The 13,290-nt window shown below is 58.6% G+C and carries 15 protein-coding genes; all 15 read right to left on the reverse strand.

The window, feature by feature from the left end; genetic code table 11:
- Window positions 1-77: 77 nt before the first annotated feature.
- The 15 genes from ACM3N8_RS10750 to ACM3N8_RS10820 all read right to left on the reverse strand — a co-directional run bounded on the left by ACM3N8_RS10750 (window position 78) and on the right by ACM3N8_RS10820 (window position 13,269).
- Window positions 78-1,238 (reverse strand): phage late control D family protein, encoded by a 1,161-nt coding sequence (locus ACM3N8_RS10750; protein ID WP_416016071.1) that lies wholly within the window; start codon window positions 1,236-1,238, stop codon window positions 78-80.
- Window positions 1,238-1,729, reverse strand: a complete 492-nt coding sequence (locus tag ACM3N8_RS10755) for a phage tail protein (protein WP_416016072.1) — start codon at window positions 1,727-1,729, stop codon at window positions 1,238-1,240. The genes ACM3N8_RS10750 and ACM3N8_RS10755 overlap by 1 nt, the downstream gene beginning before the upstream one ends.
- A 12-nt stretch (window positions 1,730-1,741) precedes the next feature.
- The gene (locus ACM3N8_RS10760; protein ID WP_416016073.1) at window positions 1,742-4,249 is read right to left on the reverse strand and encodes a phage tail tape measure protein; all 2,508 of its coding nucleotides are present in this window, start codon (window positions 4,247-4,249) and stop codon (window positions 1,742-1,744) included.
- Window positions 4,246-4,377: a GpE family phage tail protein gene (locus ACM3N8_RS10765; protein ID WP_024943529.1), complete on the reverse strand. Its 132-nt coding sequence runs from the start codon at window positions 4,375-4,377 to the stop codon at window positions 4,246-4,248. The genes ACM3N8_RS10760 and ACM3N8_RS10765 overlap by 4 nt, the downstream gene beginning before the upstream one ends.
- Window positions 4,378-4,385: 8 nt before the next feature.
- Window positions 4,386-4,700, reverse strand: a complete 315-nt coding sequence (locus tag ACM3N8_RS10770; RefSeq protein WP_416016074.1) for a phage tail assembly protein — start codon at window positions 4,698-4,700, stop codon at window positions 4,386-4,388.
- A gap of 66 nt (window positions 4,701-4,766) precedes the next feature.
- Window positions 4,767-5,285, reverse strand: a complete 519-nt coding sequence (locus ACM3N8_RS10775; RefSeq protein ID WP_416016075.1) for a phage major tail tube protein — start codon at window positions 5,283-5,285, stop codon at window positions 4,767-4,769.
- Between the two features lie 9 nt (window positions 5,286-5,294).
- Complete coding sequence (locus ACM3N8_RS10780; RefSeq protein WP_416016127.1) at window positions 5,295-6,467, reverse strand: phage tail sheath protein; 1,173 nt, start codon at window positions 6,465-6,467, stop codon at window positions 5,295-5,297.
- A 187-nt stretch (window positions 6,468-6,654) separates the two neighbouring features.
- Window positions 6,655-7,077: a tail fiber assembly protein gene (locus ACM3N8_RS10785; protein WP_290043409.1), complete on the reverse strand. Its 423-nt coding sequence runs from the start codon at window positions 7,075-7,077 to the stop codon at window positions 6,655-6,657.
- A 19-nt stretch (window positions 7,078-7,096) separates the two neighbouring features.
- Complete coding sequence (locus ACM3N8_RS10790; RefSeq protein ID WP_416016076.1) at window positions 7,097-8,365, reverse strand: phage tail protein; 1,269 nt, start codon at window positions 8,363-8,365, stop codon at window positions 7,097-7,099.
- 1 nt (window position 8,366) lies between these two features.
- Window positions 8,367-9,782: a phage tail protein I gene (locus tag ACM3N8_RS10795; protein WP_416016077.1), complete on the reverse strand. Its 1,416-nt coding sequence runs from the start codon at window positions 9,780-9,782 to the stop codon at window positions 8,367-8,369.
- Window positions 9,782-10,183, reverse strand: coding sequence for a hypothetical protein (locus ACM3N8_RS10800; protein WP_416016078.1), 402 nt, complete (start codon window positions 10,181-10,183; stop codon window positions 9,782-9,784). The genes ACM3N8_RS10795 and ACM3N8_RS10800 overlap by 1 nt, the downstream gene beginning before the upstream one ends.
- 11 nt (window positions 10,184-10,194) lie before the next feature.
- On the reverse strand, window positions 10,195-11,076 hold the full coding sequence (locus ACM3N8_RS10805) for a baseplate J/gp47 family protein (protein WP_416016079.1): 882 nt from the start codon (window positions 11,074-11,076) through the stop codon (window positions 10,195-10,197).
- Window positions 11,073-11,444, reverse strand: coding sequence for a GPW/gp25 family protein (locus ACM3N8_RS10810; protein WP_416016080.1), 372 nt, complete (start codon window positions 11,442-11,444; stop codon window positions 11,073-11,075). Before ACM3N8_RS10810 ends, ACM3N8_RS10805 begins: the two co-directional genes overlap by 4 nt.
- Window positions 11,441-12,013, reverse strand: a complete 573-nt coding sequence (locus tag ACM3N8_RS10815; protein WP_416016081.1) for a phage baseplate assembly protein V — start codon at window positions 12,011-12,013, stop codon at window positions 11,441-11,443. The genes ACM3N8_RS10810 and ACM3N8_RS10815 overlap by 4 nt, the downstream gene beginning before the upstream one ends.
- A gap of 86 nt (window positions 12,014-12,099) precedes the next feature.
- A complete protein-coding gene (locus ACM3N8_RS10820; RefSeq protein WP_416016082.1) occupies window positions 12,100-13,269 on the reverse strand; it encodes a hypothetical protein in 1,170 nt (389 codons plus the stop codon).
- Window positions 13,270-13,290 lie beyond the last annotated feature (21 nt).

Below are 13,290 nucleotides of genomic sequence, written 5' to 3' on the forward strand. Positions count from 1 at the left end.
TCAAAGACTTACGAAGGCCACTAGCGATAGTGGCCTTTTTGTTTTCCTCCCAGTGTCCACATTTGATCCACACAGATTTATTCCGGTAGCTCTTCCAGCTTCACTTCGAGCTGTACGCGGTTGGTGTAACCCTGATTGGTGAGGTCGTGCACCACCTGGGTGAGCAGCCATGGGGCGGCGTCGATGTCGGGTTTGAATCCCATGACGGTGGTGGGCTGTTCCGGGTAGAGTTCTGGGCGGCCTTTGGCCAGGGTGATGTCGAACTCGGCCACCCCGCGCTGGATCCGTTCCCACTCCGCACGGGCGGCCCGCATGGCGTTGGCCTGATTGGCGTAAACATGGCGCAGCTCTTTGACGTTCTCGCTGTCGCCGACCAGCAGTTCATGTTCCTTCTTGTTGACGACCACGCCCGGTGGCAGTGGCCGCTCCGGTTTCGGCTTGGTCTTCTTCTTGCGCTTCACCTCTATTTTCTTTTTCTCGGCGGCCTTGTTGTCTTGCCAGTAGGCCGTCACGCCTGTGTAAGCGTCACGGTCGGCCACCGAGAAGCGATGCTGATCGCCATCTTGGCGGGTGATGGTGATGGCCGGCAGGGGCTGGCCACTGGCGGTGGTGCCCTGACCTGCCTTGATGAACATCAGGCGGCCAGACTTGACGGTGGCGATGGCATCACACTGACCCGCCAAGCGGGTGAGGAAGGCCAGATCGCTTTCATTGGTCTGGTCAATGTGGTCGATCAGCTGGCCCTTGAGTGAGTCACCCACGCAGGGGGTGAGCTGGTAGGGGGCGGCGATCTGTTCGACGATTCTGCTGACGGTGGTCTGGTGCCAGCTGCGTTCGCGCAGTTTGTTCATGCCACCGCGCAAGTCTGCCGATTTGCCCCGGATGGTGAGCACATCGGGGGCTCCGTTGTGTTCCACTTCGTCAATTTTGAAGGTGCCCTTGTCGACCAGTGCGCTGCCCTGCCAGCCGATGAGGCCGCGCAGGGTCGCCCCACGGCGTGGCATATCGAGCTGACCGTCGCTGTCATCGAGTGTTATTTCGATGGTGTCGGCGGTGAAGCCCCGGTTGTCGGTGATGGTCATCGACATCAGGCGCGGGCGAATGGCTGCCGAGATGTCACTGCCATCGACCAGTACCTGGTAAGCCGGTACCGGATGACCTTGGCGCAGGGCGTCGAGCGGATTGGTGATGCCTAAGTTCTCGGCCAGGCGACTGCCGAACTGGTCTAAGGCACCCATCAGAGGATCCCCCCGAGTTTATTGCCGATGCTGCCGATCAGCTTGCCCACACCCAGGCTGCCGAGCATGTTGCCAGCCGTGCGACCCAGCAAGGTGTTGCCGAAGGCGCTGTCGTTGCTATCGACCCGCTTGAGCTTGATGCTGAATTCAATCTTGCGGGCTGCGCCATCGTCGAAAAACTCGGTACGGGTGGTACTGATGCCCTCTATCACGAATGACCCGCGCATGACGCCATCGCCCTGGATCAGGGGGAAGGCTTCACCGCTGTCACCCATCTGGCGCAACATGTCGAGGGAGACGGGGCCGCCGGTCACCTCGGGCAGCAGCACCCCGCTCAGGGTGCTGGTTTCATCATCGGGGCCGAGGAACTGATAGGCAGGGCGGGCACCGACCCGGTTATTGCCCGGGTGGCGCCATGCCCATTCATCTTGTTGGGATTGAGGGGCCACGGTCGAGCGCATAAACACGAACCAGCCCAGGGTCATCATCATGGTGGTTACTCCTTAGTTGCGATCGCCAAGAGTGGCGCGGCCACGTGCGGCGGCCTGCCGTTCGCGCTTGTCCAGTTCGCGGCTTATCTCTTGCGCCACGTCGGCACCGGATTGGCCCGGTTGCTGGACAATGTGGATCGGTGCGTTGATCTTGGTGGTTGACGATGCTCCTCTCGCTGCAACTGGCTTTGCGGTCTGCACAATGCGCGGGCCGTAGCCAGTACCACCTGCAACCGCAGGCTGGTTGTAGTTTCCTGTGCCGTAGCGATAAGCCGATGGAAGCGCAGGTGTGCCGAAGTTCCCATTCAGGTAACCCGGTGTGGAGGGGGTCGGCGCGGGCATCTGGAAGCTCGGAAGCTTCTTGGCTTCTAAAATCCCCATCGATTCGAGCAGCCATTCTATCCCTGTCAGGAATGCCTTGAGCGGGGTCAGTGCCAGATTGAAGGCTTCGCCCAGGATGCGGCCGACGAACTGGCCAGCGCTGCCGAACCCTTCCAGCGTCTCCTTGGAAAATTTGAGTGGTTCTAGCAGGTCGCCAAACCAGCCAGATAGCGCTTTAACTCCTGTGCCGATGCCATCAATCAGAGGGGCGAACGGCTTGAAGGCTTCAAAGACGGGAGCAAGCCCAGTCATGATTCCCTGCCATAGCCCGATGAAAAATGCGCTGATGGGCTGCCAAAACTTGATGATGGCAATGCCCAGTGCGGCAAGGGCTGCCAATGGGGCAAGGAGTGCCCCTATCGCACCCAGCATGCCGCCAAAGGTGACTCCCAGCACCCCGAAGATGAGCTTCATGATGGCCAGAGGCCCAAGCAGGGCTGCGATGGTCAAAGACAACCCGCCCAGTGCAATGGCGATGATGGATGTCACGGCCGCAATCCTGACCAAGGTGTTGGCCAGTTCAGGGTTTGCTTCAACCCAGTTACGGGTACCGGCGACGATCTCTTTGGTGAATGTGATGATGTCCATCAGGGAGCCGCGCAGCAGCTCGCCAAGGTTTGCCTTCACGTTTGTTATCCCGGCCTGCAGGATCAGCCATTGGGATGAGAGCGAGTCTTTGTCGATGTCGGACTCGCGTTGCATCGACCCCCTCGACTTCTCTGCGTTCACCAGTTTCAACTGGCGGTAGAGTTCATCCAGGTTGTTGGAGAGCTTGGCCGCATCTTTGCCGTATTCCTTGCCGAATATCTGGGTGGTGACCCTGAGCTGGTCTTCTGCTTTGAGCTTTTTGATTTTCTCCAGCACTTTGGTGATGGTGCCCATGGCATCGGTGGCCATGGCCTTTTCAACGTCAGTCGATTTCAGGCCGACCGCTTTCATGCCTGCCTGGAAGCGCTTGCTTTGCATGGTCGCGATGGATAGTTCGCGCACCATGGCGTTGGAGGCGCTGGCGGCGATCTCCGGTGCGGCCCCCAGACTGAGGAAGGTGGAGCCCAGCGCGGCCGCTTTCTTGTAATCGAGCTTGTCGGCCACGCCCCCCAGACGTTGCAGCACGTCGATGATGTCTGCCCCCTTGGATTGGGCGTTATCGTCGAGGTAGTTGATGGCATCGCCGAGTTGTTCGATGTTGCCGATGGGGATCTTGTAGAGGTTGGCAATCTTGCCCATGTCTTCGGCGAGCTGACCGGCCGGCAGTTCAAAGGCGGTGGCCGCCTTGGCGGCAGTTCTGGCGAAGTTGAGCAGGTTGTCTTTGCCTTGCACCCCCATGCGGGCGGCCCCTTCGACCAAGGCTGCGATGTCGATTGCGCCATTGAGCTGGGGGATCTCTTCTGAGATGGCCTTTATCTCTTTGGCCATGTCGTAGTAGACGGAGGTGAGTTCGCCGGAATCGGTTCTGGCACCATCCACCTGTTTGGCCACGCCCTTCATGGCATCTTCAAAGCCGGAATACTCTTTGATAGCGCTGTAAACCGGCATGCCGATGGCGGTACCGGCTGCGATAGCGGTGGCGCCGTGGCCCGCTATTTGGCCGCGCAGCTCTTGGGTTTGACGGTAGTTGGCTTTGATCTGGTTGAGGCGCTTTTGCTGGTCAGCCAGTTGGCCCAGCTTGGCGCGCTGCTGGTCGAGCTGGCCGTTGGCGGCAGCCAGGTCAGTCTTGAGGCGGCGCTGGTGATCGCCGAGCTGTTTGGTGTTGATGCCTGCTTCGTTCATGGTGCGTTTCAGGCTGCCGTGGCGGGCGACCATTTCACGCTCTTGCTGGGAGAGGTCGCGCACCTTCTGCTTGGCCTGCTCCATGGCCCGGGTCATTGCCTTGGTCGGATGTTCTACCTTGGCGAACTCTTGGGCCATCTGCTGGGCGTCACGCTGAGCGGCGGTGAGTTGGGCGCGGGTGGTGCCAATCTGGCGCCCTAGAGTGCGATAGCCGTCAATCTGGCCGCTCTGGGTTTCCAGCTCCTTGATGCGTTTCTTGGTGTCGACCAACTCTTTGGCTGTGATTCGGCTTTGGCCGCTGACTGCTTTGAGGGGGGCGGTGAGCTTGTCGACCGCCCCGAGCAGGATTTGAAGTTTGAGAGGGTTCATTGTTCTTCGGCCCCGTTTATGCGGTTGTGAGTCTCAACGAGGCGTTGGTGCCAGCCCATCAGCTCGCTGATTTCCATAGCCGCCATCTCGGATGGCGGCCAGTGGGCGATGATGGCGATCTCTGCCATCAGGTCATCTATGCAGTGAGGTAAGCCTCCTGCTGTGAGCCCATCAAAAAACCGACCACCACTACCCCGGCCTTGAGAAGGTCAGCTGGGTCCATATCTGCAACTTCGAGCTCGCTCAGGTCTGTGATGCGGGGCAGTAGTTTGATGAGGGTATCGACGTTCATCTGCACGATGTCCATGGTGTTGAGGCCGCGCAAGTGGCCCGTCTTCTTCGGTGGTCGGATGACCAACTCGGTGAGGGTGGTGTTACCGCGTGGGATGGGGCTGTCGAGGTGGATGACGCGCTGGAGGGGGGTGTCGAGTTGGGTGACTTTGTTTTCCATGGTGCTTGTTCCTGATGTTGATGTGGTGAGGGCGGCTGTTGGCCGCCCATTGGGTTGTTGGGTGGGTTAGAGGCCGATGGCTTTGCGGTGTTCGGCCATGCGGTCGACGCCATCGGGGCCGATCTCGACCATGTTGATCAGGTCAATCTCATGTATCACCTGGCCGTTGACGGTCTCTTTGTAGTAGGTGTTGACCATGCTGACCTTGGCCTGGGTGTTGTCACCTGCCTTGAGGGTGCCCCGGTCGAGCTCTTTGAAGCGGCCACGGCAGACGATCTCGACGGCGACGACTTCACCGGTGTCATCGCGTTGGACGGAACCGGCAAAGCGCAAGCTGGTGCCGTCTGCCTTGGGTTCACCCATGCAGCGCAGGAGCTGGTCGCCGTAGCCGCCGAAGGTGAAGGAGACATCAAGGGCGCTGTCATCCAGCCCCATGTCGATGTTGACGGCGCCGCCCATGCCGCCGCCGCGATAGGCTTCAAACTTGCGGGAGAGTTTGGCCGGGGTGAGGTCTTCCGCTTCACCGACCCAGTTGTCGCCGTTGAGGAATACGTTCAGTCTTTTGAGTTTGCGTGGCAGTGCCATGGTGGCTCCTTATGCTGCAGCCGCGACGCGGGCGCTGAAGTCGATGAGATAGGAGTCGGTGATGCGCTGCTGGAAGCCGAGGTCTTCAAGCGGCGGTACCGGTGTGTAGTTGTAATCGATGCGCAGCTTGCCAGCTTTGAGGGTGTCTTTGTCGTTGAGCTCCTCGCTGTACCAGCAGTCAAAGCCGAGCAGGTACCCGCCGGTTACCAGTTCGCGGCCCTTGGCCTTGATGCCCTCGATGATGTCTTTCACCAGGGTCGGGGTCATGGGCTTATCGACTGCCCACATGTGTGAGTCGGCGATGGTCTCGGCCAGCACCTGGGCTGTGCGGGTGTAGTTTTCGAAGCAGAACAGGGGATCGTCCGAACAGGTGCGGTTGCCCCAGTTGCGGAATCCGTTGGCCTGGATCAGGCAGGTTACCTCGTTGGCGTTGAGCAGGCCGACCTCGGTGTCGGGGTCTTGCAGATCCCAGAACAGGGACTTGGTCATGCCATCGACCCCGGTCACGCCGACGTTGGACAGGGTCTTGTGCCAGCCGATCTCTTTGTCGATAAGGGCCCGCATAGCGGCGGCCTTGAGGCAGGCATCGAGCTTGACGCTGGCATTGGCGGTGGTATCCCACGCCGTCCAGTCACCATGGATCAGCATCAGTTCGCGGCTTGCGAAGTTTTCACGATAGGCCAGCGCAGCCTCGACGGTTTCGGCGATGGTCGGCACGTAGGCAAAGGCGCGCAGTTTTTTGGCCATGCCAGCCAGGGCGGTGGCCACCGGCAGGGTGCAATGGTCCGGTACGCAGAGGATGCGCGGCTTGACGGTGGTGACCGGGGCGGCCCGTTCCAGTGCCTTGAGGCCGGTGTAGCTGCCGTCTGGCTTGATGGTGCCGATGATGTTGCTGGTCAGTTCGGCTGCGTCGGCGCCGTCAGCCACGCGCACGGCGATGACGATGGTGTTGACGGTGTCATAGATGGTTTGCAGCGACTTTTTGAGGTTGCCGTTGCTGCCTGCTTTGGCGATGGCTGCCGGCAGGTTGGCAATCAGCACGGGTTTGTCGAGAGGGAAGTAGGCAGCATCAGCATCGGCGCTGGTGCAGACCATGCCGATCACCGCCGTGGCGACGGTGCGGATGGTGCGGGTGCCCTCGTTGATTTCCACGACGCGCACGCCGTGGTGAAATTGGTCCAGTGCCATAGGTTCTCCTGTTGTCCGGACGGAGCTTGGTGCATGTGATGCGAGCAGGGTCAGGATGCAGGGGCAGGGGATGACAGGCGAGCGGCGGCCAGTGTGTGAGGGCCGGACACACTGGCGACGCGGTGACAAGGGGTTGATGAGCGGCTGTAACGAAACACCCCGCACAGGGCGGGGTGTTAGTTTACATCTGTGGCAACCAAGCTGGCGGTTGTGGCAAGTCAATGCCTGGCCACCCGGCTTGTTCAGGCCAGAGTCGTAGCGCCTGCCGGTATTCTTGCAGCGCCTCGTATTCAGGGGCGGTCAGTGTGGTAGTCGCCCCGACGGCCAGCTGGTCTTGGTGTCGTTGCACTATCCAGTCAGTGGAATGAAGCGCGCCGTCTCGCTGGCTGCGGGCCTCGTTCTCTATTTCTTGCTGTGTTTTTGGGGGCGGGTCTGCCAGCACTGGGAGGCCGCTATCCCCCATGACGATGACGCGGCCCAAGGCGCGGCCATCCAGCAGTTCGTTATATGCCTGCTTGCTGATCTCAACAACATCGGCCGGCATGTTGTCGCCGTGTACCTCACGGGCATAGAAGGTGCCGGTGGTGGGTGAGTAATACATCATGGTTATCTCCTGTTGCTTATCAATTCCCGATGCAAAACGCCCGGATGGTCATGGAGGTAGACGGGTTAAACCCTGACAGCACGCTGACGGTGAGGGTCGTGGTATTTCGCCCAGTGACGAAGGCCGAGGCTGGCCCCCATGTCAGTGATTGAGCCGAGTAGACAGGCACTGGCAATGCCCCGAAGGAGTTGGTCGGGAAGGCCATTGGCAACGAGGTCGAGGCTTGCGCCTGCCAGACAGGGGTCGATGTGCCGGATGCGGTTGCTTGTGTCCAGCCGTTGGTTACGTTGAATTCAAACCACTGAAAGATCAGCCCGCCCAGCCATGACGGAAAAGCGATATAGCCGTTTGCCGACAGGTTGGCCGAAAAGCCGAACCGCAGCTTTTTCGGGGTGATGGCGACATCGTCGGCGGTACCCGCATCGGTTTGCACCTGGGTTGCCACCTTCATCATGCCAAGTACGGTTTCGGTGGCCTGTTTGACCCATGCCAGCAGTTTTTTGGCAGTGACGAATTTGGTGTCGTCGGTACCGGTATTCACCTCTGCCTGGGTCGCTATCTGTGTCTTACCCTTTACCGCTTCGGTGGCGGTGGGAATGGTGACGGCACCGGTCATACCATCGACAGATTGCACCGAGTCGGTGGGGGTCAGCAGTTCTTGCCAGTTGGCAAGCGTGGATGCACCCGTCACTCGCAGGATGTAGGTTTTGTTCAGGTCGGTGCGTACTGTGACATCCCCTATTTCGGCAGTCAGGGCCAGCATGGCAGCTTGTGAGCCGACGACGAAGGTGTCGACGATGGCAGTGGCCGGGAGTTGACTGACTGGCACCTTGCCGCCGCCATCCAGGGTCGCCACCCCATTAACAGCGCCTTTTTGCGAGGTAGGTACCGCATCAGTAATGCCATAACCAGCCAAAGTGGTGGGGTTGGTGCCGGCGGTGATGTTGCCTTTGGCATCGACAGTGACCGAACGATAGGTTCCCGCCGCTACCCCTGAGTTTTTGTAGGTCACTGTGATGGTGATGTTGGCGCTGCCATCGAACGAGGCTTGGCCGGTGACATCACCCGCGATCGCCACGTTGCGCGCGGTGGTGAGCTTGTTCGCCTTGCCGGCGGCGGTAACGCCACCCTCGATGTCATCGACATGCTGTTTCAGGTAGGCGGTGCGGTTGGCCAGGGCTTGGGCCTGCTTGTTGGATGTCCCACCCGGGCCACCCAGCACAGGGTCGTTGGTTTCGAGCTGGTAGACGCCAGCATCCCAGCTGACTACCTCTTGTAAATTCGCCATATCAGGAGGCTCCGTGGTTGTAGTTGCCGTTATAGGTGGCGGCGCCGTTGTAGGTGACGGGCGCCAGGGTGTAGTCGAGTGCGGCCAGGTGACAGCGGGCCGGGGCCATTTCTGCCAGCAGGCGTTTGATGCGGTTGGCCTGATCGGTGGTGACCGGGCGGGCAAGAATGACCCGATACACCGCCCAGCGGGTCGGGTCGCCGTGGGTTTCATTGCCGTTGTAGTTGAGGGTGCCGTCATAGCGGCGACCGGTGGCGTGCTCGATGAGGGTGCTGTCACCAAACCCGAGTACGGACAGCGCCTCCTTGATGGCCCATGGGGTGCCCTTGTGCTGGTGCAGGCGGAACGAGGCACGGATCAGCGCGCGGCGCTGGTCTTCAGACTCGGCCAGTTCCCACCAGTCCACTGAGCGCGACCATGCCAGCCATGGCAGCAATGGTGCCGGGCAGGTATCGGCAAAGCGGGTGGAGGTGATCAGCTCGGGCGTCAGGTTGCTGGCCAGTGTCGCGGCGGCCAAGTGTTCCAGCCTGGTGACCGAGGGTGGCAGCAGATCCCGGGTAGCGGGTGACGGCAGGGGCAGGCGGTGCACCTTTGTTGACCCGTATGCCCCTGCGTCTATCCCGCGCGTACCAAGGCGCGCGGTGGCGGTGATCGGCGATAGCAGCGGCGCAGCCAGCGCACTGTGTGCAAGGGTGATGGTCAGGGCCGGCAGGGTTGCGGCTGGCAAGGCTGGCGCCGTCGGGTAGATGATCTGGGCATACTTGGCGATCGGGGTTCCCATGGCGCCGGTGAAGGCCGTTACAGCCTGTGCCAGCTTGGTCTTTAGACGTGGGGCACCTTGTTGGCCGTCAGACAGATCGCCGATGATCTGACGCACCTTGGCCTTGTGGCTGCCCAGGGCGCCGAGATCGAACCCTGCAGGTGCCAGCAGCTGCTGAACCGTCGGCGCCTCGATGGCGTCAGGCAGCAACGCGCCGGTACCGAGCCGGGTTCTTACCCCCGCGGTGCCGATAATCCCCGCATCAAGCCCGGCAAGGGTGATCTGTGTTGACATGTCAGCCGTCCCCATGGCGAGCAGGTCGCCCATTGTTGCAACAGTGGCCTGGATGGTTGTTGCTGGATCACCTTGGGCGCCATCGCTGATAGCGATGGCCTTGGCGCGGCTGGTCAGCTTGTTGGCCCCAGCTGCAAACTGGCTTATCCCGGTTGGCTTCGCGCGCTGAGTGAGCGACGCCAGCCCTGCTTGACCTTCTTCTATCCCGGCCACTGTCAGGCCGACACTGACCCCGGCAATGGCATCTGGCGCGGGGTCATCTTCACCCTTCTGGGTGCCCCGATAGATAGCTGCCCCGTCGTGAGACAGGGTGCCATCGTGATAGGTCAGTGACCCGCGCCAGACGGGATAGAGGGTGGCCATCAGAGTTTGAAGATTTTATTGGCGCCGTTGTCCCAGGCGATGATGATGTCGCCGCCATTGGTGCTGACCGGCAGACCCGCCGCCGTGTCAAACAGGGCGATCAGCGGGCTGGTTGCGGCAGTGCCGGTGTCTTTGTAGATGGCGCAGAACTTCACAGCGGCGGTAGGCACGGCGAGGAAGGTGACATCGGCGGCATCCAGTATGCCGGCTGTCACGGTTTTGCTGGTCAGGGTTTGCGGGGTACCGACCACGTGCGCTGACAGCGTGCTGTAGAACTCGTCACTGGCCAGAGTGGGGGCGTAGGTGTCTTTGATCAGCGCGCACTTGAGGGGGTCGGCACTGGCATTGATGGCGCCGGTGAGAAACTTCTCGCGGCCTTTATCATAGAGGGCGTTAGCCATGGTCTGGTTCCTTAATCGAGGTGGATGGTGGTGATTTTGGCGGCTTGTTGCGGGCCGCAAGTGACATCAGCCAGCGGTGATCGCAGGGTGACGCTGTCGATCCCTGGCTGATGCAGGGCGGCATAGATAGCCGAGAGCGGGACTGTGGTCCCGACCCGGTAGTAAGCGGCGGCTGTTTTGGTCATGGCGTCTGTAGCCGCTGCGATGGCTTGTTCTTTGCCGAGGCCGGTGGTGTTGAGGGTGGCGTCAACGGCATAGGCTTTTATCTGGGCCGGTTCGACGGCAACGAGATCGCACAGGGGGCGCACGTCTTCTGCCGAGAGGGCCAGATTGACCCGGTTGATGGTGTCGGCGCTGGGCTGGCCTTCCGGTGAGAGCAAGGTCACCCGAACAGTGCCCGGGGTGGGGCTGTCGACGGCCACATCAGCCACTTCGGTACTGGCCGAGAGGGCGTGAAACTTGTAGGCGTTGATGGGGCCAGCGGTAGCCAATCCTTCAAAGGCCATCTGGCCACGCATGCGCAGGCGGTCATCAGATTCATAGACAGGATCGAGTGGCGGGGTGGCGGCAGGGTCGCCCGGGGTGATAAGCAGGCGCGCGATGTCATATTCGGCGACCACGTGATCGAGAGTGGTGCCGCTGGCAAAGGCGAGCAGGGTCTGTTTGGCGGCATCGTTGACGCGGGCCCGTAGCACCACTTCCCGATAGGCATTCTCTTGCAACAACTTGTTGAGCGGTTCGGATTCGAGTTCAAGCGTGGCGGCGATAGCCGCCTGCTGGTCTGCAGGGTAGTAGCTGATCAGGGTGGCTTTGCGTTCAGCCAGGATCGCTTCGAAGTCGAGGGTTTCTACCACCGATGGGGGCGGGAGCTGGGTCAGATCTACGTTGCTCAATTGGTGGCTCCTGTGGGAATGGTGATGCTGGCCGTCTCAGTTTTGGTATCTGGGGCGCCGCCATCTTTGCGCTGCCAGGTCAGTTCAATGGTGAGTGAGCCATCCATGCCGCCGCTCTGCACATCGACTTTGGTTATGGTGATGCGGGGTTCCCAGTTGATGAGGGCCTGCACGGTGGCGGCCATCAGGCGCAGGCGGGTGGCCTGATGCTGGGGCTGGTCGATGAGGTAAAACAGCTCGCTGCCGTAGTCGCGGCGCATGACGCGAGAGCCCACCGGTGTGATGAGGATGTCGCGCACCGACTGGATGATGTGGTTGGTCGCGCTGATGGCGCGACCGGTCGCAGCGTTCATGCCGAGCCAGTTCATGCGGGGCCCCCTGTTTGGCCGCCGCCAGTGCTGACGCCGCCGTGTTTGTGGGTGGTGACTTCGACGTTGCCAATCTTGGCGGTGGGGGCAGTAATTTTGCCGCCGGCGGTGATGGTGGTACCGACCTTGAGCGCCTGGGTGCATTCCACCAGGGGGGTGATCAGCTTGACGGTGACGCTGGCCGCGATATTGGCAGACTTGATGCCGGTGGCGTTGAGCGCGCCGGTGGCCGGGTTGTATTCGATGACGGCGCCATCGCTGTATTCGGTGCGGTCGAGATCGGGGTTGTCATCCTCGCGCAGTGGCTCGTCTGCAGCGGTGGCGTTGATGGAGCCGAGGATATACGCATTGCGCAGATCGCCACTGACTGACAACAAGATGACCTGTTCGCCGATGCTCAGGCGGTGACGGGTACGGTTAGCCCCGGCCCTTTCTGTGGTATAGGGCCGCCAGTTGGTGATGATATCGCCGGTTTTGACGCGACATTCCCCAGAGCGCACGGCGGTGACGGTGCCGATGCGGATCAGGTTGTCGATCAGGCGTTGGAGTTCAGTCGGGGTCGGTTGCATGGGGCCATTGTTTTGGGCAATGGCTGGGAAGGCGAGGGGAGGCCAGTGTATCCACGTTGGATACACTGGCTGATGAATAAGATAACTTAACTAGATGTTTTCATGGATTTGAAGAGTGAGGCCAACTGTTCTACACCATCATATGTTGCTGGTAGATCACTATCATTGTTAACAATTCCTGAGAAAATAATGTTTTCAAAACGCTCTAGTGTCACATCACTATTATTTTTTATGTCTCTAGCATAATCAGAGTAGCTCGTGATAAATCTACAGAGAGTCATTCTTAACTCAATCTGTAATATTTGAGCGCAAATTGACTTATAATTAAAAAGCAGAACCCTGAAGAGATAAAGCATTATTGCAATAAAAGATGCCACAGGCAGTAATGATATTATTTCATGGGTTAATGTTGGAGGGGTTTCCTGGGCAGTATCATTGCTTGGTACAGTAGGCTGACCAAAGTTATGTATGTGCTTGTAAATGTAGCTAACTTTCTCAGTCTCTTTAAAGTATAAGAATTTCAATTTGTAAATAAGTGGTGAGAGTGCTAATAAAGCGCATATAAGCATCATGAAAATTAAGCAATTCCTTTCAATCTTCTTTTTTTTGTGCAGCGATTGAAAACCTTCATGCAATCCAACAAAATTAAAAGCGTTCTCGAATTTATTTAAGGATAGCTCTAGTCTGGCTATATTATCTTCTCTTTCTTTCAAAGAGTTGTCCCACTCTTTGGTGAGTTTTTTTGCGCTTTCCAATGTTTTTTCTAAGTTGATTAATCCACTGGCGTTTTCATTGTTAAATATCTCTTTAAATAATGCGGTTGATAGTCCTTTAAAAGAAAACTCTATTTTTCTTCTTGGGAATCCGGCGAAACGTTCAAGATTAGACTCTGTAAATTCGAGTGCGTCAGTCAGTTCTGGGGGTATAAAATCACCAGTTAAAAGATTCCTTTCCTGTACAAAAACAATGAGGTGGCTAAAAAGAATCTCTAATGATGAACTATCAATTGCACTGTTTTTTACTATGTTAGATAGCTCTTCATGTATTCCGCTCACCTGGGTCCTAATACTATATTTACAAGTGTCGTCCCAATTTTTAGGGTTGGATATAATATGACCCAAGATACGTGCGGAGTGGTGATGTAGGCCGCGTTCAAAGTTATCTTTAGTCATTTCTTGATCTTTTTTAATGATCATCATGACATTCTTTATTAAAGTCTCGTTTTCTTTTTTTGAGAAAAAATGATCGTCACTCACAGTCTGTACTCGGTTGCTATA

Source organism: Aeromonas sp. A04 (genome assembly GCF_047780465.1).
Taxonomy (GTDB): Bacteria; Pseudomonadota; Gammaproteobacteria; order Enterobacterales; family Aeromonadaceae; genus Aeromonas; species Aeromonas bestiarum.